General features: G+C 72.7%; 24 protein-coding genes and 2 pseudogenes. 8 read left to right on the top strand and 18 right to left on the bottom strand.

All coding sequences use genetic code 11. From position 1 onward, the window contains the following. Positions 1-82: 82 nt before the first annotated feature. On the bottom strand, positions 83-310 hold the full coding sequence (locus IE269_RS42130; RefSeq protein ID WP_189828665.1) for a hypothetical protein: 228 nt from the start codon (positions 308-310) through the stop codon (positions 83-85). A gap of 137 nt (positions 311-447) precedes the next feature. After that, on the bottom strand, positions 448-2,001 hold the full coding sequence (locus IE269_RS42125; protein WP_189828664.1) for a hypothetical protein: 1,554 nt from the start codon (positions 1,999-2,001) through the stop codon (positions 448-450). A gap of 231 nt (positions 2,002-2,232) precedes the next feature. On the opposite strand from IE269_RS42125, the gene IE269_RS43640 reads away from it, so the two are divergent. Continuing rightward, positions 2,233-2,415 carry a hypothetical protein gene (locus tag IE269_RS43640; protein WP_318299700.1) on the top strand — a complete coding sequence of 61 codons (183 nt, stop codon included), beginning with the start codon at positions 2,233-2,235 and terminating at the stop codon, positions 2,413-2,415. Between the two features lie 17 nt (positions 2,416-2,432). Here the strand turns inward: IE269_RS43640 and IE269_RS42120 are convergent. The 9 genes and pseudogenes from IE269_RS42120 to IE269_RS42080 form a co-directional block, all read right to left on the bottom strand. Further along, positions 2,433-2,744 (bottom strand): annotated as a pseudogene (locus tag IE269_RS42120) (hypothetical protein); the annotation flags it as partial. Positions 2,745-3,132: 388 nt separating this feature from the next. Then, positions 3,133-4,524 carry a zinc ribbon domain-containing protein gene (locus IE269_RS42115; protein WP_189828662.1) on the bottom strand — a complete coding sequence of 464 codons (1,392 nt, stop codon included), beginning with the start codon at positions 4,522-4,524 and terminating at the stop codon, positions 3,133-3,135. Beyond that, positions 4,521-5,030 carry a phage tail protein gene (locus IE269_RS42110; RefSeq protein ID WP_189828666.1) on the bottom strand — a complete coding sequence of 170 codons (510 nt, stop codon included), beginning with the start codon at positions 5,028-5,030 and terminating at the stop codon, positions 4,521-4,523. The genes IE269_RS42115 and IE269_RS42110 overlap by 4 nt, the downstream gene beginning before the upstream one ends. A 214-nt stretch (positions 5,031-5,244) precedes the next feature. Next, positions 5,245-7,203, bottom strand: coding sequence for a putative baseplate assembly protein (locus IE269_RS42105; RefSeq protein WP_189828661.1), 1,959 nt, complete (start codon positions 7,201-7,203; stop codon positions 5,245-5,247). Continuing rightward, positions 7,203-7,682, bottom strand: coding sequence for a GPW/gp25 family protein (locus tag IE269_RS42100; protein ID WP_189828660.1), 480 nt, complete (start codon positions 7,680-7,682; stop codon positions 7,203-7,205). The genes IE269_RS42105 and IE269_RS42100 overlap by 1 nt, the downstream gene beginning before the upstream one ends. A 106-nt stretch (positions 7,683-7,788) precedes the next feature. Further along, positions 7,789-9,723 (bottom strand): VgrG-related protein, encoded by a 1,935-nt coding sequence (locus IE269_RS42095; RefSeq protein WP_189828659.1) that lies wholly within the window; start codon positions 9,721-9,723, stop codon positions 7,789-7,791. Next, entirely contained in the window at positions 9,723-10,445 is a 723-nt protein-coding gene (locus IE269_RS42090; RefSeq protein ID WP_189828658.1) for a CIS tube protein, read from the bottom strand. The genes IE269_RS42095 and IE269_RS42090 overlap by 1 nt, the downstream gene beginning before the upstream one ends. Before the next feature lie 76 nt (positions 10,446-10,521). Continuing rightward, positions 10,522-10,944: a phage tail protein gene (locus tag IE269_RS42085; protein WP_189828657.1), complete on the bottom strand. Its 423-nt coding sequence runs from the start codon at positions 10,942-10,944 to the stop codon at positions 10,522-10,524. Positions 10,945-10,981: 37 nt separating this feature from the next. Beyond that, on the bottom strand, positions 10,982-11,410 hold the full coding sequence (locus IE269_RS42080) for a hypothetical protein (protein ID WP_189828656.1): 429 nt from the start codon (positions 11,408-11,410) through the stop codon (positions 10,982-10,984). A 574-nt stretch (positions 11,411-11,984) separates the two neighbouring features. Between IE269_RS42080 and IE269_RS42075 the strand changes: the two genes are divergently transcribed. Both IE269_RS42075 and IE269_RS42070 read left to right on the top strand, forming a co-directional pair. Continuing rightward, the gene (locus IE269_RS42075) at positions 11,985-12,863 is read left to right on the top strand and encodes a hypothetical protein (protein ID WP_189828655.1); all 879 of its coding nucleotides are present in this window, start codon (positions 11,985-11,987) and stop codon (positions 12,861-12,863) included. A gap of 240 nt (positions 12,864-13,103) precedes the next feature. After that, positions 13,104-13,553, top strand: a complete 450-nt coding sequence (locus IE269_RS42070; protein WP_189828654.1) for a hypothetical protein — start codon at positions 13,104-13,106, stop codon at positions 13,551-13,553. 1,019 nt (positions 13,554-14,572) lie between these two features. On the opposite strand, the gene IE269_RS42065 is transcribed toward IE269_RS42070, so the two are convergent. From IE269_RS42065 to IE269_RS42050, 4 genes are all read right to left on the bottom strand, one after another. Continuing rightward, positions 14,573-14,728, bottom strand: a complete 156-nt coding sequence (locus tag IE269_RS42065) for a DUF6760 family protein (protein WP_189828653.1) — start codon at positions 14,726-14,728, stop codon at positions 14,573-14,575. Beyond that, positions 14,725-15,213 carry a hypothetical protein gene (locus IE269_RS42060; RefSeq protein ID WP_189828652.1) on the bottom strand — a complete coding sequence of 163 codons (489 nt, stop codon included), beginning with the start codon at positions 15,211-15,213 and terminating at the stop codon, positions 14,725-14,727. Before IE269_RS42060 ends, IE269_RS42065 begins: the two co-directional genes overlap by 4 nt. Further along, the gene (locus IE269_RS42055) at positions 15,213-15,659 is read right to left on the bottom strand and encodes a phage tail protein (RefSeq protein ID WP_189828651.1); all 447 of its coding nucleotides are present in this window, start codon (positions 15,657-15,659) and stop codon (positions 15,213-15,215) included. Before IE269_RS42055 ends, IE269_RS42060 begins: the two co-directional genes overlap by 1 nt. An 87-nt stretch (positions 15,660-15,746) precedes the next feature. Beyond that, positions 15,747-17,354: a phage tail sheath family protein gene (locus IE269_RS42050; protein ID WP_189828650.1), complete on the bottom strand. Its 1,608-nt coding sequence runs from the start codon at positions 17,352-17,354 to the stop codon at positions 15,747-15,749. Between the two features lie 351 nt (positions 17,355-17,705). Between IE269_RS42050 and IE269_RS42045 the strand changes: the two genes are divergently transcribed. After that, on the top strand, positions 17,706-19,094 hold the full coding sequence (locus IE269_RS42045) for an RICIN domain-containing protein (RefSeq protein ID WP_189828649.1): 1,389 nt from the start codon (positions 17,706-17,708) through the stop codon (positions 19,092-19,094). A gap of 85 nt (positions 19,095-19,179) precedes the next feature. Here IE269_RS42045 and IE269_RS42040 read toward each other — a convergent pair whose 3' ends face one another. The 3 genes from IE269_RS42040 to IE269_RS42030 all read right to left on the bottom strand — a co-directional run bounded on the left by IE269_RS42040 (position 19,180) and on the right by IE269_RS42030 (position 22,751). Continuing rightward, a complete protein-coding gene (locus tag IE269_RS42040; protein WP_189828648.1) occupies positions 19,180-21,228 on the bottom strand; it encodes an ATP-binding protein in 2,049 nt (682 codons plus the stop codon). Then, positions 21,225-21,905 (bottom strand): Pvc16 family protein, encoded by a 681-nt coding sequence (locus IE269_RS42035; RefSeq protein ID WP_189828647.1) that lies wholly within the window; start codon positions 21,903-21,905, stop codon positions 21,225-21,227. Before IE269_RS42035 ends, IE269_RS42040 begins: the two co-directional genes overlap by 4 nt. Before the next feature lie 249 nt (positions 21,906-22,154). Further along, a complete protein-coding gene (locus tag IE269_RS42030) occupies positions 22,155-22,751 on the bottom strand; it encodes a helix-turn-helix transcriptional regulator (RefSeq protein ID WP_318299701.1) in 597 nt (198 codons plus the stop codon). A 771-nt stretch (positions 22,752-23,522) separates the two neighbouring features. Here IE269_RS42030 and IE269_RS42025 point away from each other — a divergent pair. From IE269_RS42025 to IE269_RS42010, 4 genes and pseudogenes are all read left to right on the top strand, one after another. Continuing rightward, a complete protein-coding gene (locus IE269_RS42025; RefSeq protein ID WP_189828645.1) occupies positions 23,523-25,127 on the top strand; it encodes an eCIS core domain-containing protein in 1,605 nt (534 codons plus the stop codon). Between the two features lie 4 nt (positions 25,128-25,131). Continuing rightward, positions 25,132-25,335 carry a hypothetical protein gene (locus tag IE269_RS42020; RefSeq protein ID WP_189828644.1) on the top strand — a complete coding sequence of 68 codons (204 nt, stop codon included), beginning with the start codon at positions 25,132-25,134 and terminating at the stop codon, positions 25,333-25,335. A 58-nt stretch (positions 25,336-25,393) separates the two neighbouring features. After that, entirely contained in the window at positions 25,394-26,164 is a 771-nt protein-coding gene (locus tag IE269_RS42015; RefSeq protein ID WP_189828643.1) for a hypothetical protein, read from the top strand. Between the two features lie 161 nt (positions 26,165-26,325). Then, a pseudogene (locus IE269_RS42010) lies at positions 26,326-26,548 on the top strand (chitinase); the annotation flags it as partial.

Raw genomic sequence — 26,548 nt, 5'->3', positions numbered from 1 at the left:
CGACCTCCACCTCGGCCTGCTCCAACTCGCCTGCAGCATCATCTGCTTGAGACGACTCCGAACCTCATTCTGAAACGATCAGTTAGGCGGGCAGCACCGGCAGACCCTCGGCCGGTGAGCTGATCGCATGGTGCACTTCGAGAGGGAACGGGTCGGCCACCTCCGGCAGAGGCAGGCCCGGCCGCATCCGTTCCAGTACCGCACGGCCCTGCCCGGCTTGGACGGCGGCCCGCGTGCCGTCCGCGCGTCGGCGGGCCTCGGCCTGGTAGGCGCGCCGCCACTTGCTTGAGTCCAGCACCGTGGCTGCCACCGGATCACCGGTCAGTCCGGCGAGCTCGCCTGGGCCTGCACGGCGCGTACCAGGTCCAGCAGCGGATCGATCTGCTGAGGAAACCGGTCGGCGCGCAGCCAGTCCCCGAGCCCGCCTCCACCGCACCGCCTGAGCGGTCAGAGGTCCTGCGCCCGACTCCGGCGACGCGCCACCAGGACCACGGCGGCCGCGCCGAGCACCATCAGCCCCGCACTGGCCCATAGCCCTCCCGTCGTACTGACCGGCACACCCGTCTCGGGCAGTCGCGGCTTGCGCCCCGGCGGCACGGCCACCGGGACCGGGTCTGCAGCCGTGGGTGTGGGCACGGGACGGGGCGTGCTGGAACTCTGAGGCGTGGGCGGGAAGGGTGTCGGTGCCGGGGGCGTCGGCTGCGCCGTGGGGGCGCCGACGGGGGTGACGGGTACGGGAGGCGTTGACGCTGGCGGTAGGGCGACGGGCGGCTCAGGGACTGGCGGTAGGGCGACGGGCGGCTCAGGGACAGGCGGTACGGCGGCGGAAGGTACCGGCACTGGTGACACCGAGACGGGCGGTACGGCAGCGGACGGTACGGCGATGGGCGGCTCAGGGACGGGCGGCACTGAGACGGGTTGCGCGGATGCGGGCGGGACGTTCGGGGGCTGCGGCGTCGGTTCGCCCGTGGGCGCGGACTCCGGTGGGCGGACGGGCTCCGGCGGATGTGCCGGTTCACTCGGACGTGCCGGTTCACTCGGGCGCGGCAACTCCCGCCAGGTCCCCCGCGCCACCGAACGCAGGGCGCCCGGTACCGGACGAGAGGCCAGGAAGCCCTGGCAGTCCTCGTCGGTGCTGCTCGTGAGGAGGAACTCCTGGGACGCGGCCGTGTGGTCGACGGGCTCCGCGGTGACCGTGCCGACGCCCTCGGCCGCCCGCACCGCGCACAGTTGTGTCCGCCCAGTGCCCGACGGAAGTTCCAGGAGGCCGTCCTTCAGCGTCCCCTCGCTGCCCTCACACACCGTCAGCGCGTCGATGCCACTGCGCTCGACGCGCAGCCGCGGAAGGTTGGAGGTCACCGTGAACCGCAGACCGCTGCCCGGAGCGGGCTGAGCGGTGTCCGCCCGTACGTCCAGTGACGGTTGGAGAACCAGGGCCGGGTCGATCGTGGGCCAGTCCGGGCACTTTCCGCCGGGAACCGACTTGTTCGCCGGGTACCGCTCGGTCACGCACCACACCCGCCACTGCATGGTGCGCCGCGTGGCGGCATTCGTGTAGTCGGCCGACGGGGGCGACAACACGTACGCCAGGCGCGCCCGGTCGAGGTCGCTGAGGTCGGTGCGGGCACCACGTTTGCTGCTGGAGGGCCGGTAGGAGTTCTCTCCGCACGCGCGCAGGGGGTAATTGAGGCAGAAGATCCATCGTGCGGGTTCTGGTACGCCGTCGACGAGCGGGTCCACGACGCACATGGGGACACCTGCGAAGAGGGGACCGGGTGCCGGTGAGGAGATGCCGGGGTTGACGGTGTCGCCGTATATGTTGGCGACCGCCGCGATCTTTCCGTCCGCCAGCCAGGAGGCGTGGACGGTCACCTCGGGAACGGGTTTGCCGGTCGCGGCGTCCGGGACGCAGCCCGTCACGGTGTAGGTGTCAGTTCGAGCCTGCGCCTGCGCGGAGAGCGGCAGTGTCGCCGCCGCGCACGCCGCGACAGCGAGAACCACTGAACCAGGTCGACGCATCGTCCGAACTCCCGACTATGAATGATCGAAAAAGCCATATTTCTCCGTGGATACGATCACAACTGGGCAGAGGTACCGGTCATGGCACGCGAGAGGGACGTCGGAACCCCTGATTGCGCGGCGCTGCGAGCCGCCGACCCGGCCGGTGAACAGTGAATTCCGGGGCATACGAGAGAACGGACGACGGAGCGTCCCCGGCCTTGGAGGAGAGCCATGTACGAAGAGATCCTGCAGTCCTTCCCGGCCGGCTCGCCCCAAGCGGCCCGCCGCGCCGACGACTACGCGCGTGCATGCCGACGTGAGGGGATGCCGGCCACCGTGGTGATGGACCTGGAGACCGACTCCTTCCTGGTGCTGACCGACCGCGATCGAGCGGTTCGCCTGCTCGCGGCGTGATCCCGCACGGTGTTGGTCGCGGTGTCGATCACCGAAACCGACGAGGAGGACTCGTTGGTGACGTAGGCCTTCGCGCCGTCGGGTGTCACAGCCGTTCCCGCCGGTGCCGTCCCGACGGAAACGGTGGCGGTCACCGCGTTGGTGGCGGTGTCGATCACCGACACGGTGTCCGAGCCGTAGTTGGCGACGTAGGCGACCGGGGTGGCGGCGAGCGCCGGTCCGGCCGCGCCGACCGGCGCGGACCGGGCGCCCCCGAGGCCAGCCCGCGAGGCCGGTCGGGCAGATGCGGGGCATGCCCGAGGAAGAACCGGTGGGGGTGCAGGGCGCACGGCCCGTTCGCCTCGTCCACTCGACCAAGGGGCGGACCCGCCGCGGTCCGCGAATTACGCACCGTCGACGCGGCGAAACAGGGGCAAACCAGCGGCGGAACTGCGGCGAACCGCTCGCGTCAACGCGCCTGGCACGACAGCCACTTGTAGCGCAGGGGAGTCGAGTGGTCACATCGGGGGACCAGCGCGCCCTGTCGGCCGGCAGGTACGGGCCGGGGGTGCCGGCCGGCGGCGGGCCCGTACCTCGCTCGCCACCGCGCGCGGCCCGCTCGCCGCCCGCGCGGACCGGGCGGACGTCGGCAGTCGCCCGCCCGCACCGGCCGGGCCCTCTCCCGCGGGCGCGTGCTCGACCGGGCCGTGAGAGAAGTCCGCTCTCCTGTGCGGGGCGTCAGAAGCGGCTCGCGGAGGAGGGGCCGAAGAACTCGATCTCGGCGAGCGCCACCTGCTTCCTCGCGGAGGCCGCATGGGCCGATTCGACGGTGAAGCGGACCTTGGTGACTTCGCCGACGCGGAACGGCCGCCGCTGGGCGCCCGCGCCCTGGTCCAGGACGAGTTCACGGGTGGTCGTCGTACCGTCCTTGCCGGTGATCGTCGCCTTGACGCGGTGGGGCAGCGCGGACTCGCCGATCTTCTCCGGGCGGCTGGAGACCCCCGGCGTGATGATCACGTCCAGCAGCCGGGTCGGCTCCCGGAAGCCCACCTCGATCCACTCGCCCTGCCCGGACTCCGCACGCCCCGGACCCCACCAGGTGTTGCTCCGCTTGTCGAAGACCAGTTCCGGCTTGTGCCCCGGGAAGGTGCGGGACGCGAGGACGGTGTCCGGCGAGACCGGGGCCCGCTTGGCGAAGTGGTCGCTGGTGGCGTCGATGCCGTCGGGGAGGAAGACCGCGGCGAGGACGACCAGTGCCAGCGCCACCGTGATGCCGATCCAGGTGCCGATGCGGTCGAGCGCGCGGCGCAGCGGCGGCCGGTCGCCGGCCCACGGGGTGTCCCGCCGGCTGCGTCCCAGGAGGCGCCGCCACCAGGGGAGTCGAGCCGGCGTCGCCTGCTCGGTCTCCTCGGCCAGCGGCATCGCGCACCGGCAGCAGAAGTGGCGGCCGGGGCGGTTGGGCGTGGAGCACCAGCGGCAGGGCGGGCCGTCGCCGGTGTCCCGCAGGGGTTCCGGCGTACGGACATGGGGCCGTTCGGCGTCCGGCCGGCCGGGCAGGACGGGCGCGACGGGCGGCGCACTCCTCGGTCCCTCGGGCTCGGCCACGGGTACCAGCAGCGAGCGGGCGCGTTCGGCGGCGTCGTGACCGGGAGCGTCGGGGGGTCCGCCGTGGTCACCGGCCCCTGGCCGGGAGTTCACCGGCGGGGTGCCGGTGGCCGGGTACCGCTCGGGCACCGGTTCCTGCGGGAACGTGTCGTTGCCCGCCCCGGCCTCGGCGGGGCGGACGTCGCGTGCGGCCGGTGCGGAGGCGTCCCAGGCGGGCCGGGGCGTGTCCGCCGGGCGGGAGTGTGCCGGGTCGACGGCGTACCGCTGCTCGGCTGCGGTGGGTGCCGGTCCGCTGTGCCGGGCGGGGGCCAGGCCCGCGCCGCCGGGGCCCGGCCGGTCGAAGGCGTTCCACGGAGTGCCGCCCTCCGTGACGGGGGCCGCCGGGGAGACGGGGGCCTCGGCGGCGGAGCCCGTGCCGGCCGGGCTGCCGGGCCGGTTCCAGCCGAGTACGGCGCCGCAGGCGTCGCAGAAGGACTGGCCCGGTTCCGTGCGGGTCCCGCACTCGGGGCAGTTCTGGGCGGTCATCGCTCCAAGGTCCTTTCGGAGGCGGTCACTTCGACCGTGTAGGGCATGTGGGCCGGGCGGGCCGCCGCGACCAGGGAGTCCAGCCGGTGGACGTCCGTCGTCGTCGGGGCGGGCAGCCGCAGGGTGACGTGCAGGTGGGGGCGCGGGACGCCGGGGAAGGGGCCGAGCGGGCGGGCGTTCCAGTCGGCACCGCCGCTCTCGCTGATGTCGGGCACGACGCCGAAGGCGAGGCGTACCGCCTCGGAGAGACCCTGCCGGGTGCCGCGCACCCGGTGCAGGGCGGCCGCCGAGGCGACCGCGTCCCGCAGCCGGGACTCCGGTTCGGTGCCGTCCGTCTCCGCGCCGACCCAGGTGCCGAGCCACTCGGCGAAGTCGATGGGAGCGAGGGCGGGGTCGAAGTAGGTGTCCAGGCAGTCGAGCACGTGCAGGATCGGGGCGAGGACCTCGTCGAGCCCGGCGACGAAGCGCTGGGCGAGGTCGTCGTCCGCGAACACGGCCGGGAGCATGGCCCCGAGCGGCGCGGACGACCCGAGGCCGTCCACCCCGGCCCGGCGTCCGCCCGGACGGCGTTCGCCGTCGCCCCGGGAGCCCGTACCGGTGTCGTCCGCCGGACCGTGGCTGTCGCTGATGCCGCCGTTCACGAGTGGCCTCCGGAGGGGGAGGAACGAGGGGCGCGGGCGGGCGGCGGCCCCGGGGTATTCCGGCCGTACGTGTCGCGCGTCATGACGTACCCCCCACGACCCGGACCCGGTGGTCGAAGGAGAAGACCAGGGCAGGGGCCCGGAGGTCGATGCGGTCGGTGGGGTCGCCGCGCTTGCCGGTGAGCGGGTCGGCGGGGTGCAGGATCACCTCGTCGACGAGTTCGACACCGGGCACGCGCTGCAGGACGGCGAAGATCTCACCCGCCTGCACGGGACGGCCGAACGGCCAGCCCCGGCCGTCCGCCCCGCCGGTCAGCGGGTCGATGTGGCGGAACAGGGCGTCGTGGGCCTGCCTGCGCACCCGGTCGGTGTCGACGCCCCGGAAGGCGTGGACGGTGGCGACCACGGTGACGCCCTGGTAGTACGGCGGGCCGACGGCCAGCCGGGTGCCGATCAGGCGGCGTTCGTCGAGGTGGCGGGTGATCCGGCCGAGGAGGTCGTCGCCGGGGACGAGCTGCTCGAAGCGGAGCCTGCCGCCGGGGTCGGGCACCGCCTGCGGGACCACCAGGACCCGTACCGCGTATGCGCCGTGCTCGCCCTCCTCGCCGGACAGGCAGGTGATCCGGGCGCACTCGGGGGCCGCCCGCCGGGCCAGCTCCTCGTAGTCCCGCAGGGTCACCGCACGTTCTTGGGCGCGCAGCGTGATGGGCGCGCGCAGCTTCGCCTCCTCGACGGTCTCGCCGTCGACGCCGCCGCGCGCCGCCTCCCGGTTGACGACCTCGGAGACGTACGGGATGGAGGTGCGCAGCACCTGGACCGTGCCGCGCGCCACGTTGCCCGAGCGGCCGCCGCCGGTGCGGTAGCGGCGGGCCCGGACGACCGAGCCCTTGGGGGCGACGGCCCCGTACTGGCGCAGGGTGCCGTCGGGTTCGCGGACGGCGGGGCCGAAGGCGATCTCGCCGGTCGCGGCGTCGAGCGTGATGTGCGGGTCCCCGGGGTTTGACGCGCCGAAGTGCGGGACGACCTGCCAGTCCACCCAGCCGTCGTACGCGGCGGTCTGGAGCAGCAGCGGCGGGTCGTCGCCGACGACCGGGGCGTGCTCCAGGCGCAGCCGCTGTCCGGGCAGGCCGGTGGACTCGCCGAGCGCCTCGTCGTACACGGTCTCCGCGTGCACGGCGCGGGTCGTGCCCCCGACGGTGAACGCGTCGGCGGCCCGCAGGGTGGGTGAGGTGGTGTAGAAGGGCTGGCCGGAGAGCGGGTCGGTGACCCGGCAGCGCAGCCAGCCCGCCTCGTGGCCGCCGGTCCGCGAGAGCACGTGGCCGCCGGGGACGTGCAGCACGATGTCACCGGGCCGGTTGAGGCCGCCGGTGCCGTCCCGGTCCACCTCGCAGGCCTGCCAGCCGTCCTCGGTCCACGCCTCCCACGCCAGCGGGGGCTGGCGCGGGTCGACGCCGACGCCGTCGACCCGGCTGTCGAGTTCGAGCGCGACGGCGCAGTGCGGGGTGGCGGCGGTCAGGCCGATCAGCATGCAGTCGCCGGGGACGGGCGCCTCGGAGAAGCACAGCAGGTCCTTGCCCTCGGCGAGGTCGTCCGTACGGTCGACGACCGGGGCACCCTGACGCTGCACCACGAGCCGGCCGAGCCCGCACGGCACGACGGTCAGGTCGTGCTCGGTGGCGAACACGACGGCCTCCTCGTGGTCCGTGCGCTGGGTGGCGACCTCCGTGCCCGTCGCGATGTCCACGGGCTCGTCCTGCGGGGCGGACAGCCAGAACGTGACGTCGGTGCGGGCTGCCGTCGGCGGGAACAGCGTGATGCTCACCAGGTCGAGGAAGGCCAGGTGGTTCTTCTCCGGAACCCGGTTGAGCCGGTAGACGATCTGGTCGGCCATGTGCGCGACCGTCTCCACCAGGGTGATGCCGGGGTCGGAGACGTTGTGGTCGGTCCACTCGGGCGCGCGCTGCTGGATGTAGCGCTTGGCCTCGTCGACGAACTGCTGGAAGCGCCGGTCGTCGAGGTTGGGGGAGGGCAGGGGCATCAGCGTTCGCTTTCGGGGAGGTTGCCGGGGCCGTTCGAACCGTGGGGCAGGCCCGGTCCTTCGGCGGAGTCCGGCAGGCCGGGCTCGTCGTGGGAGGGGATGACGTAGAAGGGGAAGACGAGACTGCGCGGGTTGTTGGTGCCGCGGATCGAGTACTGGACGTCGATGTACAGCACGCTCTGCTCGCTGCCCGCGGACACCTCCACGCTGTGCACCTCGATCCGCGGCTCCCAGCGGTCCAGGCTGATCAGCACCTCGTGCTGGATGCGCCCCGCCGTCTGCTCGTTGACCGGTGCGAACACCAACTCGTGCACCCCGCAGCCGAATTCGGGCCGCATCGGCCGCTCGCCCGGCGCGGTCGCCAGCACCAGCCGGATGGCCTCCTCGATCTCCCGCTCACCGCTGACCATGGCGATGCCGCCCGTGGGGCTGATGCGCAGCGGGAAGGACCAGCCGGAGCCGACGAACTGTTCGGCCATCAGTGAATCTCCCGTTCTTTCTTCCTGTACGTCGCGGCAGTGCGCCGAGTCGGGCTGTACGCCGTACCCGTGGGCCGTGTCGCGCGGGGCCGGACCGGCGGGCGGGTCACGGGATCGGGTACGGCTTCCTGTTGACCATCAGCGGCGCCACGGTGTCGATCGTCGTCATGCCGCCCTTGAGCGCCAGCGTGACGGCCTGGACGCTCACGTTCGCCACCGAGTTGATCTGCACCGACCCGGTTCCGGTGAGCGTCGCCGCGGCCGCCGCCGTGAGGCTGAGCGCCGCCCCGGCACTGACGTTGAGCGCGGCCGCCGACCGCACGCTGACCATGCCGCCGCCCTGCACGGTGACCATGCCGCCGGCCCGGATGCTCAGATTCCGGGTGGCGTTCAGGGTCAGGTCGGCGCCCGCCGACACCGACACCGAGCTGCCGCCCCTGATCCTGACCTCACCCGCGCTGTTGACGGTGATCTCCGTCTTGGTGCGGTCCAGATTGACGATCAGCTTGTCGTTGCCCGTGGCGATCCGCACGCCCTGCTTGCGCCTGCCGGTCTGCTCGCTGAGCAGGTCGACCCGGTTGCCCTTGCGGTCGGACAGCGTGTGCCGGATGGCGCGTTTGCGCAACCCGTCGTGCAGGTCGACGTCCTTGACCTGCGTCGGCTTGTCCCGGCCGTTGTAGAGGCCGCCGATCACGAACGGGTGGTCGAGCGCCCCCCGGTCGAAGCCCACCAGCACCTCGTCGCCGACGTCCATCGGGAAGACCCCGCCGCCGCCCTTGCCGCCCAGTTGCACGCTGCGCACCCAGTCACTGACGTACGCGTCGTCCAGCCACGGAAAGGACAGCTTCACCCGACCCTGCTCCAACGGGTCCTTCACGTCCACCACTTGGGCGTTGGCGACGCTGGGCAGCTTCGCGCCGCCGCTGTCCGAGGCGCCGCCCGAGGCCAGCCCGTACAGCGAACGCCACTGACGGCCGCTGACCGTCACCCACGACTCGTAGCGGTCCCCGTCGCCGAAGCTGTGCCGCACGGAGGTCACCGTGTACTTGCCCTCGAAGGGCTTGCCCACGGCGGCGAGCGCCACCGGGATGCCGGGCCGCAGTTCGGGGTTGCCGCGCGCGGCGATCTCCAGCTCGGCGAACGACGACGTGACGTCCGAGGCCAGCGCCTTGGCCGCGTACCGGACGTCGGACTGCTGGTCGTACGGCACTTGTGTCTCGACGAGCGTGGCGGGCTTGAACTTGCCCGCGACCTTGCCGGGAGTCTCACCGATGTCGATGCCGGGGTCGGTGGTGATCGCCTGCCGCTCGACGAGCTTCTTCTTGGTTCTCACGTTCCAGCCCCGCGACTCGACCTTGCTGACCTGGTCGGACGCGGTGACCGCGGCCCGCAGCCGCAGGATGTCCTCGCCCGCCTTGAGGATGAACGGGCTGCTGTCGGCCTTCGCCTTCGGCGAGGGCGCACCCGAGGACGCCTTCGGCTTGACGAACCGGAACCGCCCCTCGGCGTCCAGGGACATCACCCGGTCGTTCTCGTCCGCGAGCCGGGCCAGGAAGTCCCAGTCGGTGACGTTGGACTGGCTGATGAACTCGTACAGGCCGGGGGTGGGGTCGATCCGCCCGATCGGCACACCGTCCTGCCCGGCCAGCTTGCGCGCGATGTCGGACGCCGTCTGGTTGGTGTACGCGACCACCCTGCGCTGACGGACCAGCCGGTGCCCGTAGTCGTAGCCGCGGATCACGGTGTAGGTGCCGGTGCCGTCGTAGTCGGCCTCAAGTCCCGTGATCTCACCGGTCAGCAGCGGCTTCCCGGCACCCTGGCCGTCCGCGATCGGGGTCAGCACCACCTTGGTCCCGAACGTCGCGTTCAGCTCGCCCAGCACCAGCCGCCCCGGGTCGCGGAACGTCAGCCGGAACGCGGCGGGCACCCCCGCACCCTGATCGACCCAGCCGTCCACGAAGTACGGCGCCAGCTCGGCGGTCAGCTTCTTCGCCCCGCCGATGCCGACGTGGATGATGCTGGAGAACGCGGGCTTCACCATCAGCCACGCACCTCCCCGGCGGCCGGCATGAGCAGTTGTGCACCGTTCGGCAGCCGCGACGGGTCGTCGATGCCGTTGGCCTCCGCGATCGCCCGCCACGCCGTCGCGTCGCCGTACTCCCGCCAGGCCAGCGACTGGAGGGAGTCCCCGGCCACGACCCGGTGCACCCGCTGCGCGGTCAGCGCGCCCGAGGTCGGGTTCTGGTTCTTCTTGTCGCTGGGGACCTCGTTCAGCTGCATCCGGCAGGTCGCCCGGATGGGCACCCCCGTCGTGCTGAACAGCGTGTACGACGCCTCCACCGACGACACGTACGCCACGAACCGGGCGGTCGAGAACGCCCCCCACTCCAGCACCACCCACGGCGGCGAAGGCTGGTCGGCGTTGATCGACTGCTGGGTGGTCTCGCAGCAGCTCAGCAGCGTCTCGACCTGCTTCAGCACGGAGTCCGAGGTCGGCTCGCCGGAGGTGTCGAGGAAGATCTCCACGTTCATCTCGCGCGCTTCGGGCCCCAGGAACTCGGGCTTGGCGCCCTCCCGCACCGCCGGAGCCGTCGTCACCCGCCACTGCGCGCGGCGGCTGATGGTCAGCTCCGCCGGGTTGAAGGAGAACGGGAACGTCTTGATGATGCCGCCGGGCGTGGTGCTGGTGCCCAGTGGCGGCTCGTGGATGGCGAGGGAGGCGCGTACCAGGCTCTTGCCCGCGCCCTTGCTGCTCTTGGCCATGTGCTCTCGGTGGTCTTCCTCTGTGGCTCTGTGGCTCTGTGGCTCTGGGGTCGTACGTCGTCGCCGTGGGCCGGGATCAGTCGGTGAAGCCGTGGTGGGCGATCTCCAGGACCTCCGTGGCGACGGCGGGACTGTCCGGGCTCAGCGACGGCCCCTGCCAGCTCACCGGCAGCACGTCGATCAGCCCCCAGCGCGCGACCTCCGACCCGTCCGCGCGCAGCGCCGCGATCTGGGCGGTCGGCCGCTTGATGCCGGTCTGCACCGACGAGATCCACTTGGCGACCTTCGCGGTGTCCGGGGTGAGCGGGCGGGTCAGCCGGATGGTGGAGAAGGTGATCCGGGTCGGCAGCGTCCAGACGAAGCCGTTGTTGCCGCCCTCCTGCCGGTGCTCGACCTCCACCTGGGTGGCCAGTCCGTCGCAACCGTTGAAGTAGCCGAGGCTCTCGCCGTCGATGGTCAGCGTGAACCAGATGGTGGAGCCCGGGTCCTGACGGGGCATCGGGGGCCTTTCTGCGGGGGCGGGCGGGTGTACGGGGTCAGCGGCGGGGGTCCCGGAGGCGGCCGACGCGTTCGCGGTCCATCCGCAGCTCGGTGCGGACGAGCCGGGTGACGCGGCCGATGATCCGGTGCACCAGCGCGTCGAGCTGGAGGTCGGTGAGCTTGTCCGGGTCGAACCCGCCGGCCGGCACGGGCGTGTACCCGGGCGGCGGCACCACCGGGACCGGGGCGGAGCCGGCGGTCGCCTCCTCGTACGACGGCGGACCCTGCGCCGAGCCGCCGCCGTGGGGAAGGGGCGGCTCGGCGGGCGAGGCCTGCGGCCGCAAGCGCCCCAACGACTGCGAGACGGTGGCCGCAGCCGCGGCGGCCAGTGCCCCGGTGACCCCACCGCCGGGCATGCCGAAGGCACGCTGGACGGGTTGGGGGGCGGAGGGGGCGGGCGGTGCGGCCAGGGGAGCAACAGGCAAGGGGGAAGGCGCAGTTGCGGCGTCCGGACGGCGGAGCGGGACGGCGGACGTGGGGACTGCGGCGGTGCGCTGCGCGGTCGAGGGCCCAGACACGTCGGATCCCGCCGGGCCGGGCCTTGAGGGCAGAGCGGGCAAGGGGGCCGCGGTACGGGTGACGACGCGCTGCACCGGGGCGGTCGCGGGGAAACCGGTCCGGCTGCTGTCCGGTGCGGACCCCGCCGCCCGTACGGTGTCCGCCGAAGGACCGGGCCCGCCGAGCGGCGGGATGCCGACGGGAGCGCCCGGGGAGGAACGGCGCCCGGAAGCCGGCACAGGTCCTGACGCAGCGGGCACGTTTCGGGTAACCGTCCGCTGCACGGGTGCGGGGGCCGCTGCTCCCGGAGCCCGTACGACGCCGGCCGGGGGCAACGGCGCGGCGGCCGGACCGCCGATCGGTCCGGTGCCGGGCGGCGGGGCCTGGAGCGGCGCGCCCAACGCAGAGGAACGGCGCCGGGCTGCGGGTGCGGCAGATGGTGCCGGTGGTGAGGGTGCAGCAGCGGGAGCCGAGGCCGTCGGAGCTGCCGAACCCGGGTTGGTGCGTGAGGCGACACGCTGGACCGGGGCTGCGGGTGCCGACTCCGGCGCGGACGACGTCGTCGCGGGCCCACTGTCGGCGAACCGGGCGGGGGCGTTGGGCAGCGCGGCGGGGGTGGTACGGGGTGCGGCGGGGCCGTCGTCGCGTGCGGTGGGCGTGGTACGGGATGCGGCGGGGCCGGAACTGTGGTCGACGGGATGGCTGTTGCGCCCGGCAGGGCCGGAACCGGGCGCGGTGGGGCCGCCGTCGTCGGTGCCGTCCGGCTTCCTCGCCAGTGGTGCGCCCAGCCCGGCCCGGGATGCTGTGACCCTGCGCTGCACGGGGGTGCCTGGTTCCGCCCGTTCCGCCGACCGCGTCGCGGGTGCGAGGGGACCGCGGCCCGGTCCGGACGTGGTGCGCTGGATGGGGGCGGCGGCCGTGCCGAAAACAGGGGCTCGGGGTGATGGCCGCACGGGCTCGCCGGTTCGTGCGGTGGGGTTGGAGGGCGTGGCCGACGCGGTGTGCGGCGTGGCCCCGGGAAGGGGGGCCGGTGCCTGGGCGCGCTGGACCGGTGCGGAACCGGTCTGCGCGGAGGGGGAGTTGTCCTGCACCTCCGGACCGGAAGCCGGACCGGAAGCGGGCCGTTGCGGTTCCCGCGTGGTGCCGGACGTGCTGGGACGCGTACGGGACTTCTGCTCGGACAGCACCCGCTGTACGGGTGAGGCGCTGGACTCCCGCCGTGCACCCGGCTCGGCGACAGGGCCTGGTGCACCCGTGCGGGGATGCGCGGAAGCGGCATCCGGTGCGGGCGTCGCCGGGGCCGCGTCGGAGCGGGTGGGCGAGGTGGCGGGGCTGCCCGGGACCGCATCGCGCTCGGCCCGCGCCGATGCGGACGCCTGACCGGTGGGCCGGGGCTGTGCGGTGCGCCCCGGGGAGGGCTGAGGGCCCTGCGCCGGTGTCGGCGCGGCGCTGTGCGGCGCGGAAGCGGCAAGGGACCGCTGAACCGCGGGCGACGTCCCCGGGCGCGCGGGAGCGGCGGGCCCCCGTGAGGGGCGCGCATCCCGTACCGGCCCCGTGTTCGTACCGTTGCCGGAGGGGGTGGCCGGACGCTCCCGTACGGCGCGCTGCACAGGAGCGGCTGTGCCGGTGCCGGGTGCGGCGGCAGGACCCGCAGGGGTGCCGGTCGGGGCCGGAAGGTCCGCCTCCTTCGTCGGGGTGCTGCCGGAGGGCGTGCGCGCCGCCCGCTGCACGGGTGCGGAAGGTGCTCCGGAGTCCGCCCCGGCCGTGTTCCCGGTGGAAGGGTGTGCCGGAGGCGTCGGCGAGGGGTTGCTGAGCGTGGGCCCAACGGCCGTCTCCGCCACAGGGCGTTCCACCGGGCGAGCGGCGGAACGCGTCGTCGCGTCGCCGCCCGACTGCCGTACGGGAGCACTCGGCCCGGAGGCGGCTGTGCCCCGTCCTGGAGCGCCTGCGGCCGTACGCTTCGCCGCTTCCCGCGCGCTGCTCGCCCCCGGCACCGGGGAGCCGGACGCACCGGAGTTCGCGCGAGCCATGCGCTGCACCGGCAACTCGGCTGCTGAGCCGCCCTGTTGAGGCCTCATGCCCGACGCGTCGGGCCGGACCGGGGCGGATCGCCCCGCCGCCGGAGTGTTCGCAGCGTTCTCGTCCCGCCGTACCGGCATGTCGACCGGAGCCGTCGGTGCAGTACCGGGCCGGGCAGCCGGGCCGGGCGCCGCCGCACCCGCATCCCGCCCCGGAGTCAACTCCGCACCCCCGTCGCGCCGTACGGGTACATCGGCCGGAGCCGACGGACCGCGCGCAGGCTCGGTGTCGGGCGGCGTCCCGCCGCCCCGCTCGCCCCCCTCGGACCGCGAGGCCGAAGCGGTCGGGGCAGGCCGGGAATCCGGCGTCCTGGGGGAGGAGCGCAGGGTCCGGCGCTGTACGGCCGCTCCGCCGCCCGGTGACCTGGTCAGCGTCGGGCCGGGCCGGGACGCGACGGCCGGTACGGGAGCAACCCGCACCCCACGCCCGGCCGGGGGCTGCGCAACCGACCCCTCGGAAGGAACCGGACGCGCCCACCGCACCTGCGGGGCGGCCACGGCCGGCACAGCCTCCGGCGTGCCGGCCGATGCCGGAATCGCACGCAGCGGCGCGACCGGCATCCGCTGCACCGGCGGGGCGGACGGGGGAGCGGGAGCGGTACGCGGCAGGGGCCGCGACGCCCGCTCCAGCCCCGTGGCCGGACGCGGCCGGGCTGCCGGCGTGGTGAGTGCGCCCGAGAGCAGCCCGGCACTCGCCACCGGATCGAGCACGGCGGGCGAGGGTGCGCCCGTGAACGACGGGTTCTGCCACGTGGGCAGCTGTCCGCCGAAACTGTTGTCCGCAACTCCGGTACGCGCCATGCCCGTTGAGCGCGCCATCGGCGGCAGGCCGGGCCAGGCCGCGAGCGCGCGGGGCACGGAAGCCGTTTCCGTACGCGAAGACGCACCCGTACGCGCGTCAGCATCCACACCCGCACCCGTACCCGCGCCCGCGTCCGTCGCCGAAGTGGCGACGGGCTCGCCCGAGCCGTCCCCTCGGCCGCCCCGCAGCCGGTCCAGGAGTCCCACCGGTCAGCCCTCCGCGCCGCGCGTCACCAGGGACGCGATCTGGTCCGTGTACCGGCGGCGGTCGTGGTGTTCGAGGTCCAGGATCGACTCCAGGTCCCAGTGGAAGTGGTAGGCGACGTACGCGATCTCCTCGTGCAGCCGGTCGGTCGCGTACGTCACGATTCCCCCAGGCGGCTCCCGCCGAGCTCCACCTCGAAGGGCTCGGAGCAGTGCGGGCAGTGCACGGCCGCGCGGGTGTGGCCCTCCGCGTTGATCTGCCGGTAGAAGTCCTGGAGGAACGCCAGGTCGGAGGCGAACATGTTCTCCACGATCCCGTCGTGCACCATCGAAAGCGTCCCCAACTGCGTGATGACGCGGCCCAGCAGCACCACCGACAGATACGCCGGGTTCTCCTGGACGCGCACATCGCGCAGCGGGACGAGCTCGTCCCGGGCCGTCGACAGGCGCATCACGCCGTGCTTGTGCACCACGTCGGAGTCGTCGACGTACCCGCGCGGCAGCTCGAAGGGGAACTCCGTGCGCAGCTTCTCCTGCCGCACCGGCGGGGCCGGTTCCGGCACGGGAGCCGGTGCCGCGGGCGGCAGCTGGTCCGGGATCCCGCTCGGCGCCGCCGCGCTCCGGGTCCCGGCGGACGTGCGCCGCACTACTCGATGACCAGTTCTTCGAAGACGATCGTGACGGTCTCGGTGAGCGCCGAGGCCTCGCCCGCCTTCACGGTGCTGGTGTCGATCTTGCTGCACCAGGCGTTGCGCAGGTTGTAGCGCTTGACCGGGTTGTCCTCGAAGTCCATCACGATGATGGAGGCGTTCTTGCGGGCCGTGGACATCCGGCCGTTGATCGAGTCGTTGATCCAGGTGGTGAACGAGGACGACTGGGTCATGCCGCGCACGACGGTGCACTGGCCGTCCTTCTGCGTGCCGGGCAGCAGCGACACCTCGCTCTTGCCGGTGGCGCCGTTGTTCTGCTGGTACTTGATGACGTCCATTTCCAGGGTGAGGCCGCTGACCTCGGCGAGGTACTCGACCATCACGCCGTCGATCTGCAGCCCAAAATTGTGTGAAGTGAGGGCGTCGCCCGGCTGGAGACTCATCTGTTCGCTGTCCTAGGAGGTCGAAGAGCGGAAAGGGGGAAGGGTGGGCCCGCGCGCGGGCCCACCCCGGTGCGGAACGAAGCGGGCCTACTCCTCCAGCTCGCCGCTCCCGCTGGAGAACTGGGCCAGCCGGAAGATCACGAACTCGGCCGGCTTGACCGGCGCGATGCCGATCTCGCACACGACCCGGCCGACGTCCACCGACTCCGGCGGGTTCGTCTCCTCGTCGCACTTCACGTAGTACGCCTCGGCCGGGCTCTGCCCGAAGAGCGCGCCGCTGCGCCACTCGTTGACCAGGAACGCCGAGATGTTGCGACGGATGCGGGCCCAGAGGTTGTGGTCGTTCGGCTCGAACACCACCCACTGGGTGCCGATCAGGATCGACTCCTCCAGGTAGTTGAAGTACCGGCGGACGTTCAGGTAGCGCCAGGCCGGGTCCGAGGAGAGAGTGCGGGCCCCCCAGACGCGGATGCCGCGGCCGGGGAAGGACCGGATGCAGTTGACGCCGATCGGGTTGAGCAGGTCCTGCTCGCCGCGGGTGATCTGGAGCTCCAGGTCGACCGCGCCGCGTACGACCTCGTTGGCCGGCGCCTTGTGCACGCCCCGCTCGGAGTCGTTGCGCGCCCAGATGCCCGCGACGTGGCCGCTCGGCGGGATCAGCCGGGACTGGCCCGACGCCGGGTCGAAGGTCTTGATCCAGGGGTAGTACAGGGCCGCGAACTTGGAGTCGTAACCGGCCGTCTCCTGCCGCCACACCCGGATCTGGCGGGCGTTCTGGCGCGGCGGCGGGTCGATGATGGCGACCCGGTCGCCCATCAGTTCGCAGTGTGCGATCAGCCCGAGCTGGACCGCCTTGACGGCCTCCAGGTCGATAGCGCCGCGTTCGTAGGCGGACATCAGGTCGGGCACGGCGACCATCGAGATCTCGTCGATGGCCTCCAGCCCGCCGAAGCCCGTACGGTCCGCGGAGTCGCCGAGGTACTGGGCGGGGCCGGGGTGCCCGGAGCGCTCCGGGGCGACGGTCTCCGCCGGAGCCGGGGCCGGGGCGGGCGGCGCGGGCAGCGCGACCGTCTGGTTCTCCGGGCGGGCCAGCTCAGCGGCGGGCGCGGCCTCGGTCACCGTGATGAGCTGCGAGCGCTCCTTGACCTGGGTGACGACGTAACTGCGCCCGCTCTTCTTGCTGGCGCTCACCTCGAAGGTCTCGACCGGCTTGCCGCCGTCGTTGACGACCAGCTTGAACCGCTCGGCCGGGCCCTCGCCCTCGGCGTCGGTGACCTCGACGGTCAGAGTGCCGTTCGCGCCGGGGGCGTTGGCCGTCACGGCGAACGTGCCCAGCCGTACGGGCTCGGCCGCGGGCAGGGCGGCCGGTGTGCGCGATCCCCGCACCGCGGCCGGGGCCGCCGCCTTCCCGGGCTGCGCCGCGTCGTCCGTGCCGCCGCCGACCCGGACCACGTACGCGGCGGAGCCCCCGTTGTTGAAGAAGCCGTAGACCGAGTGCGCGAGGTAGTAGTCCTCGGTGAACGCACCGAAGGAGGCGACGTACTGCGTCCAGTTGGTCACCAGCGTCGGCTCGTTCAACGGTCCGGTGGGGGCGAGCCCCACGAAGGCCGCCACCGAGGTGCCCACCCCTTCGATGGGGCGCGAGCCGCTGGCCACCTCCTCGACGTAGACGCCGGGCGACAAGTAGGACGGCATGCTCTGCGCTCCTCCGGATAGGACAGGACACCGGTCAGCCTGTCGGGTGCCCGACCTCGGCGTAAACGGCCGCAGGGGCCGGTGCGGGGGCAGTTCGGCACCCTCCGGTGTGCCCACAGGGGCACCGGAGTGCGGCCCCGCGTACCGGCCCACCCGTTCCGCTTACCGGCCCGCCCGCCCGGCAGGCCCGGGATCCGCCGCCCGCCGGCCCGCTGGCCCGCTGGGGACGGTGCGTCCGCCCGCTGTGCCTTCCGCACGCACCGCCGTGCCACCCGGTGCGGCCCTTGGGGGCAGCACGGTCTGCCCCGGCTGCCGGTGACCGTGCCGAGGCCGCCCAACTAGCGTGCGGGGGTGAGCCTTTGGACTTCCCTTGAACCCCTGTCCGCAACCGTCGACCCCGGCAGCACCACGCGGGCCCAGCTACGGGTGCGCAACACCGGAGACGTGGTCGACGAGTACCGGTTCGAGCCGGTCGGCCAGCTCGCACCCTGGATCAGGGTGGAGCCGCAGACACTGCGCCTGTACCCCGGTACGACGGGAACCGTCGACCTGACCTTCGAGCCGCCCCGCACCCCGGACGCCACGGCGGGCCCCAACCCGTACGCCGTGCGCATCACCCCCACCGAACACCCGGAGGCGGTGACCGTCCAGGAGGGCAACCTCACCATCACCCCCTTCACCGAGATCCGGGCTGAGATCGTCCCGCCCACGGTCAAGGGACGCTTCCGGGGACGCCCCCGGCTCGCGGTCGACAACCTCGGCAACGTCAAGCTGACCGCGTCGATCGGCGGCAGCGACAACGGCGACCACCTCTCGTACGAGATCCGGCCCGGCAACGTACAGATCGAACCCGGCCGGGCGGCCTTCGTGGACGCCGACCTCAAGCCGCGGCAGATCATCTGGTTCGGCTCCAAGCAGGAACGCCCCTACAACCTGGCGCTGCGCCGCTCCGGCGCCGACCCGGTCGAGACGGAGGGCCTGTACGTGCAGCGCGGCTTCCTGCCGCGCTGGCTGGCGACCTTCCTCGGACTCCTCCTCGCGTGCGCCGTCGCCTTCGTAGCTCTCTGGATCGCGTACAAACCGCAGGTCAGGACAAGCGCGTCGGAACAGGCCGCGGTCGGCAACGTCCTGCCCGTGCCGCCCAGCCCCAAGCCCAAGGAGCCCGAGAAGCAGCCGGAACCGCCCAAGGAGGAGAAGCCCCCGGCCCAGGAGAAGCCCGCCGGCGGCGGCGGAGCGCCCAAGCCGCCCAAGAAGCCTCCGGTCGTCCCCGCCGAGAACGTCCTGCTCAGGAACACCGCCACCCAGCGCTGCGCCGACCTCCCCGGCGAGGGCAAGGGCGAGATCAACGGCCCGGTCATCCAGGGCGAGTGCCGCGAGCGCGGCGACAACCAGGTCTGGGACCTGGACGTCACCCTGCCCAAGGGCGGACCCGGCGGCAGGCCGCTCTTCCTGATCAAGAACAAGGCCGACGGCTTCTGCATGGACCTGGGCGAATACGACGGCCGGCCCATCCGCACCCCGATCGGTGAGTTCCACTGCGACGGCACGGTCAAGGACAACCAGCTCTGGTACCTCGACGAGACGGACCCCGGGGTCTACTGGATCCGCAACTTCGCCAGCAACGGCAAGTGCCTGGACGTGGCCGGCAACGCCGACAACCGGCCCGGCATGGCACTGATGATCTTTGACTGCAGCCGTACGGACGACCACGAATGGCGCATCGTCCGGCTGAAGGACTGACCGCCCACCGACCGCCCGCCGAACGGCGTGAGGTGCCGGGCCGGGGCTTTAGGCCCGGCACCTCACCAGTTGCCCTCGCCCGACCTCACCAGTTGCCCTCGCCCGGCACCAGCCGCCCCGCCTTGCGGTACTCGCGCCGGGCCCCCTCCAGCAGGTCCTCGGTGCGGATCGGGCCGCCCCGCCCCGCCGCGAGGTAGGCGGCGGTCACGACCGCGCTGCGGATCGTGCCGCCCGCCAGCTCGAAGTTCTGTGCCAGGACGTCCAGTTCGATGCCGTCGTCGGACGGCACGTGCTTCATCCCGTGGCGCCACAGCGCGAGCCGCTGCTCCACGTCCGGGAACGGGAAGTCGACCACCAGGTCGAGCCGGCGGGTGAACGCCTCGTCGATGTTGGCCCGCAGATTGGTGGTGAGCAGCGCGATGCCGTCGAAGGACTCCAGCCGCTGGAGCAGGTACGCGCTCTCCATGTTGGCGTACCGGTCGTGCGAGTCCTTCACCTCCGAACGCTTGCCGAAGACGGCGTCCGCCTCGTCGAACAGGAGCACCGCGTCGGTGTGGTCGGCCTCGGTGAAGATCCGTTCGAGGTTCTTCTCCGTCTCGCCCACGTACTTGTCGACGATCGACGACAGCTGCACGACGTACAGGTCGAGCCCGAGATCGGCGGCGACGACCTCCGCCGACAGCGTCTTGCCCGTACCGGAAGCTCCCGCGAACAGCCCGAGCACCCCGTGCCCGCGCCCGCCGCCCGCGCTCAACCGCCAGTCGCCCAGCACCTGTTCCCGGTGACGGGCGCGCAGGGCGAGTTCGCGCAGCTGGGTCAGCGGCCCGTCCGGCAGGACCAGGTCCGTCCAGTCGACGTCCGGCCGGATCCGCCGGGCGTGCCGTTCGAGCCCCGACACCGACTGGCGGCGCGCGGCACGACGGACATGGTCCGCGGTGACGGGCGAACCGTCGAACTCAGCCAGCGCCCGGGCTGCTTGGGCCGTCTGCCGGATGCGGTCGCCGTCGAGGCGGTACGGGGCGACGGTTGCCGGCAGGTCGAACGCCTCGGCGTCGGCGCCCAGCGCGGCCCGCCAGGCGTCCGTTCCGCCGGCCCGGCGGCCCGGCGCCTCCAGGACCAGCGGAGAGGCGGACGACCAGTGCGGATCGTAGGGCCGGGGATCGGTCAGCAGTACGGTCACGTCCGGTGCGCCGGTGAGTGCCCGCACCAGCGGCCCGGGATGTTCGGGAAGGCGCGGCACCACGATCGCCCGGCCGCCGAGCCGTGCCTCGCGCAGCAGTTGGGGTACGAGCTGTTCGGGCTCCTCGCAGACCAGGGCGGCGAGCCCGGCGGCGCGCAACGCGGTGCTGAGCACGGTCAGACCGTCGCCCTCGCGTGCTTCCCGCAGGTGGACGGTGAGCGGGCCGCTGCGCAGCCGGGCCGAAAGCCGCTGTGCGAAGTCGGTGGCGGCGAGGTCGAGGGGCAGCGGCCCGGGCAGCGGCAGGAGTGCGCCGAGGAGGTCCGCGTCAGGAGTGTCGTCGCCGAGGAGATGGGCGACGATCCGGTCCGGGACGCGCAAGGCCCGGGTCAGGAAGGGGCGTTCCGGCTCCTCGACCTCCAGTAGGCCGAACGCGCGCAGCGGGGCCGAGGGATGCAGCCGGGCCCGGGCCCCGCCGGTGTGCGAGGGCACTCCGCACAGGTCCAGGGCCAGTCCCGCCGTGGCGCGTCGGCGGCTCACGTCGTCGTTGAGGTAGCCGTAGAACTGCTCGACACCGCGGTCGACATCGGGGGCGAGGGCGATCAGCAGGAGCTGGGCGTCGAGGGCGGTGAGCCCGGTGCGGGCGGCGAGTCGGGGCAGGCGGTCGTCCGGTGCGGGGGAGCCGGCGTCGGACCCCGCGCCCGGCGTGGCGGCATCTGGCGTGAACCCGTCGGTAACCTGGCTTCCGTCGTCACCCGGGGTGATCTGCCGGGTGCGCAGCAGATGGCGCACGGCGTCCTCGGACAGGTAGAGGCCGCGCAAGGGGTCGTCCGCGGTGGGGTCGGCGGCGCTGCGCCGTTCGACCAGCGCGGCGACCCGCTCGCGCAGACCGGCGAGCCGTGCCACCAGGGCCCGGGCCGGCGCGGTGTCCGGTGCGGAAGTCTCCGTGGTGCTCATCGCAGCCCCTTGCGGCGGGTCGCGGCGGCCGCCTTGCGGGCGGCGCGGACGGCCGCCACCTGGCGCGGCCGGTGGGAGCGTTCCGAGGCCTCCGCCGGGGTGCCGTCCACCGTACGTACCCGTACCGTCGTCCCTTCGGTGACCGGCGGTCCGGCGTCGTACTCCGGGAAGGCGGGGAACGGGGCGGTCACCACCAGGTCCAGGGACGGCTTCAACTCCCCTCCCAGCGCTGACCAGATGTCGGCGAGGGACCGGGACTCCGTCTGGACCCCCGCCACGGACAGCGGAACGGAAAGGCCCAAAGCCCCCAGGGAGCCCGGGAGTTCGCCGGGGGGCAGGACCTCGCGGGGCAGCAGGGTCGCCAACACGGCGGACAGCAGGCGGTGTTCGTCCTGGGGGATCTTCGTCCACGCGGTCAGCAGGTAGGAGAGCCTGAACCAGCGGGGCGGCTGGCGGCGGCGTACGACGACGTCGTGCTCGTCGCGCACCGGGAGCTGCCCGCGCTGCCGGCGGGCCACGTCCTCGCGGATGTCGTACAGATAGGCGTTGACCGTGGGGGCGTTGCGCCGTGCCGCCCAGTCCCGGGTGGGTGCCTCGAAGGACACCTCGACCCGCGACTCCTTCAACGCCCCGCCCCGCAGCAGGTTCCCCAGGACCTCGTCCACCTCGTGTATCACGCGCCGCTCCGTCCGCATTCCGTGCCGGGGCGGCCCGTCTTCCGCACCGCCCGGCCTCGATCGTGCCTGTGCCGCCCCGCCGACCCCAGGCGCGTCGGGGCGGGCGGGTCCGGCGACGGGGCAGGCAGAGGTGCCCGAGCAGTCATCCAGGGGTGCGCCCGGGGTGCGCGTCCGGCCGTACGGGAGCTCCGTGCGGGGCAGTCGGCGGGACGTGCGGGCAACCGGTCGGACCGGGCCCGCGCGCGCCGGTCAGATATAGCCCTCGCGCAGGGCGTAGGCCACGGCGTGCGCGCGGTTGCGCAGGTGCAGCCGGGTGGTGAGCCCGTGGATGACGTTCTTCACGGTCCGTTCGGAGTACGACAGCTTCGCCGCTATTTCCCCGGTGTCGAACCCCTCGGACACCAGACGCAGTACGTCGACCTCACGGGCGGCGAGGCCGAGCGCGGGGGTGCCCGCCCGGCCGGCCGCTCCCCGTTGCAGCGTGCCGACCTGGCTGATCAGCCTGCCCAGCAGATCGGCCGGGAGGTCGCCGTCGCCCCGGGAGGCCGCGAGCACGGCCTGCACCAGCCGGGGCGCGGTGGCCTGGTGCTGCCAGACGATCGCGCCGACGCCGCATTCGACGACTTCGAGCAGTTCGCTCTCCCGGATCGAGCCGACCACCAGCACGGCACGGGCGCCCTGACGGCGTGAGATGCGGCGGATCCGGGTGAGGGAGGCCTCGTCCAGGGTGTTCTCGATCAGCAGGGCGACAGTGCCGGGACCCGTCTCCTCACTCAGTTCGATCTCCGGATGGCGGCGCAGATGGCTGACGGCGCCCTCGCGGCTGAGCGGGTCGGGTGCGGTCACTGCGACGGGGACGCGTCGCGCCTGGGGGGCGGTGGTACTCGCGCCCGGGAGCCCTCTGCCGGCGACGTGGGGCCCGTCGGCACGGTCACTCACGGCTTCGTTCCTCTCATGGGCCCCGGACGGTGGTTCGGGGTCGGCAGGATCCTGCGGCAGGCATCGGTGACATGTCGTCACCCGTACGAAAGGGGGCAAGTTCTGATCGCCTTCGATCTACTTGAGCAACATGGAAACCCCTTGTGACCATCAGTATCACGGCGATCTGGGCGGGCTTACGGGGACGAACGGGAACTGGCCAACACGCGCGCCCTGTCTGCCGGTCGAGCACGCCACCCCCTGGACCGCTCTGTCCGCAAGGGCCGAACAGGCACCTGCGAGGGGGAGTCAGGCGGTGCCGTACGTACCCGGGAGTGCTGGTGCGAACGTGCACCGGTCGCTGTACGCGCGTACCCGCCGATACCCCGTTCCGGGAGTGGGGCCTGCGGAAGGAAGGATGAGTTCCGGTCACGGACGGTTGCGGACGTGCCCTCGTTGCCCCCGCGGTCTGCCCGAACGGGCAAGCCCTGGTGCACTCCAGGGGCTGCCCCCGGATGTGCACTCGCGTACCTGTCGGCCGCGTTCCCGCTGCGGTAGATGTGGCAGATCGGGTGATCCACCGGGTGACCTTCGGTGGGGGAGAGGAGAGGGCGACGCATGCGGACTCTGTATCCGGGACACGGCCGGGCACCGAACAGGGAAGCGGGGAAGCCCGCCGTGCGCCCGGCGGTGTCACCGATGAGCGGGGCCTGGATCCAGCGCATCCAGCGCGCGGCGGCCCCGTCGGCCTCCGCGACCGTCGCCGAGCCCGAGGCCGACCACGCCCAGGTGCAGCGGGCGGCCCTCGATCTGGGCATCAACTCCCCGGCCGAACAGCTGGAGACCGGACTGCGGAGCGAGTTGGAACAGCGCTTCGGCGGCGCCGACTTCAGCGGCGCCCTCATCCACCGGGGCTCGCAGGCACGTGAGTCCGCCGCCCTCCTGGACGCCAAGGCGTACACCAGCGGCCCCCACATCGTCGTCGGCGGCGACATGAGCATGAAGGACTGGGCGCACGAGTTCGCCCACTTCGAGGACCAGAAGCAGGGTCCGGTCCCCGGCACGGACAACGGGCAGGGCGTCAGCATGTCCACCCCCGGCGACTCGGGCGAGCGGCACGCCGAGCAGAAGGCCGACGAGGTCATGCGCGGGCCCTCGCCGGTACAGCGCACGGTCTCCGGCCGCGAGAGCGGGCAGGACAAGGGCCCCGCCGCGCATCCGGCCGGTGGTGGCTGCGCGGGTGGCGACGGCTGCGGCGGCCCGGGCCCGTCCGTGCAGCGGATGCACGTCATCAGGGCGGGTTCGGCGGAGTACCCCGCGAAGGAGCCCGACTCCGACGACTTCTTCGTCGGCCAGGAGCCCAACGACCGGGGCAGCTGGTTCGACGAAACGTCCTCCCACGCGCCCCCCAAGCCCCACCTCGTCTACAAGGGCGAGGTCGACCTCGCCGTCTCCGACGGATTCGACCTGGCCGTGGAACACGCGGGTGACGGGAAGGAGCCGAAGAACTTCTTCGCCACCGAGAAGCAGTTCAGCGCCTCCGTCAAAAAGCTCCCCGGCGCCGACCAGAAGAGGGGCATCTCCCTCTCCAAGACCGGCAGGACCCTGACCATCGAAGGGCAGGGCAAGAAGGTCACGCTGTACGAGATCGAGCCCAAGCTCCGCAAGGAGAAGGGCGGCCCGAAGACCAAGGGTCTGGCCGTGACCGGGCCGCAGCGGTGCAACGAGATGCTCGGGGCCGTCACGGGGAAGAGCACCCTGTGGTTCCAGGGTGACACGAAGTACTGGGAACTCCTGGAGAAGTTCCTCGTGCGGATGGACCCGCAGGGCGGCTGGAAGGGCAGGTACGAGAGGGACAAGGACCTCGTCAGCGAGGTCGGCACCGAGCCCTACCGCAGGACCACGGAGGCGATGGCCGGCCGGTTCCAGGAACTGGTCAAGGAGGACGAGGAGAAGGCCGAGGCGACGCTCAAGGCACTGGGGATGAACCAGCACGCCCCCACACCCAAGGTGGGCGACGGAATGACGACCATGACGCAGCCCAGCGCCGAACAGGTCGACGACATGGCGGGAACCACGCCGTTCCACTTCGGCGGAGTCGTCGCCAGGAGCGGCGACGACTACATCACCATGGAGAACTACTTCCGCGAGCAGAAGAAGGGCACCCTCGACACCAGCAGTTCCAACGACCCTCTGTGGTACTTCCGCATGTACGGCCAGGAGTCCGGCCGCACCTGGCACGAGGGCTGGACCGGCGGAGGGCTGTTCGTGGGCGCGACGATCACCATGACCCTGCGGGGCTGACCCCGTGAGCACGCCGCAACACGCCCGCGCGACGCCGTCGGCCGCCCGGGGAGCGCCGGATCCGCAGATCGTCGTACGCCTGAGCCACCTTCAGCACACCGCCGGGAACGCGGCCGTCGTACGGATGCTGGCGGGGCCGCCGGCGACGGACCGGCCGACGGGCTCCGGCCCGTACGAGAACGCGCCGGACCTGTCGGACGACGCCTGACTCGTCCCGCACGCCCCCCGACGAGAAAAGCCATCTCCGGCTGCCGGAAGGACCTTGCATGCACCACCCAGGACACGGACACACGCACGGCGGGCAACACGCCACAAGGGGCGGGCCCTCCTCCGCCGCCGTGCGCGGTGCCGCGGCCCGGCCGGGAATGTCGAGCGCCTGGCTGTCGCAGTTGCAGCGCATCGCGGCGAACGGCGGCGGAACCACCGCTGCTCCCGCCGCGGTCCAGCGCACCAACCGCCAGACCCGCGACGACGTGGAGGCGTCGCGTTCCAGCGGCGCACTGAAGCGGAACGCCGACCTTCTCCAGGCCCAGGGCAAGACCGACATGGCGGCGAAGCTGTTGAAACAGCTGGACAAGAACCTCCCCGTACCCCTGGAGGGGAAGGTCGCCTTCGCCAACGAAATGCTTGTCCAGCAGCGCAACGGCGCACGCTACAAACTCTCCCTGGACCTTTCGACGATGCTGTACTCCGCGGCACCCCACGAGGCCCGCAAACAGTACGGGACCCCCGAACTGGCCAACGGCAAGTACAACTTCGTCGTCCCCGTCCGCAAGCCCGACAAGATCATGGCCTCTCAGGTCGGCACCGAGCAGGAAGAGGGCCACTCCGCGCTCGCCAAGGCCAAAAGGACCGGTGAGGGACTCGTGTACTGGGCCGGCACCGCCGTGTTCACGAACGGCTTCCTGGAGAAGTGGACGAACGACAGCGGTCACTACCGGCCCACGGGCACCGACGCCCACCAACTCGCCGACATCACCGGCGGCTTCCCGCTGGACAAGTACAAGAACTTCGACGACCCGGGCGGGGCGGACTGAACGACGGTCCGGCCCCGGACTCCGAGGCCGCTGCGGGCGGAGGTTGTGAAGAGTTCCCTCACGCCTCTCGGGTTCCGGGCGCGGGGCCGGAAGACTCTGAAGGACCCGCCCGGCCTCGGACAGGCCGGGTGCCGACCCCCGTGACAGGAGACCGATCAACGATGTTCGCTTCGGTACGGAACAGAGCACGGAAGGCCGCCTTGGCCCTCGCGGCCGTCGCGGCGCTCACCTGCGCAATGACTGCCACACCAGGCGCGACGGCGGCTCCCGCCGCCAGGAAACAGGGGCCGGCCTCGGTGGCGTACGTCGAGGTGAACAGCAACAGCATGCGCAACGTCGGCAAGTACACCCTGCCGGGCGGCGCCAATGTCTTCGACGTCGCCG

The sequence above is a fragment of the Streptomyces spiroverticillatus genome, from assembly GCA_014650415.1.
In the GTDB taxonomy this organism is placed as follows: Bacteria; Actinomycetota; Actinomycetes; order Streptomycetales; family Streptomycetaceae; genus Streptomyces; species Streptomyces spiroverticillatus.
Note: the sequence above shows the minus strand (reverse complement) of the source record. Positions and strands in the feature narration are given on the sequence as shown.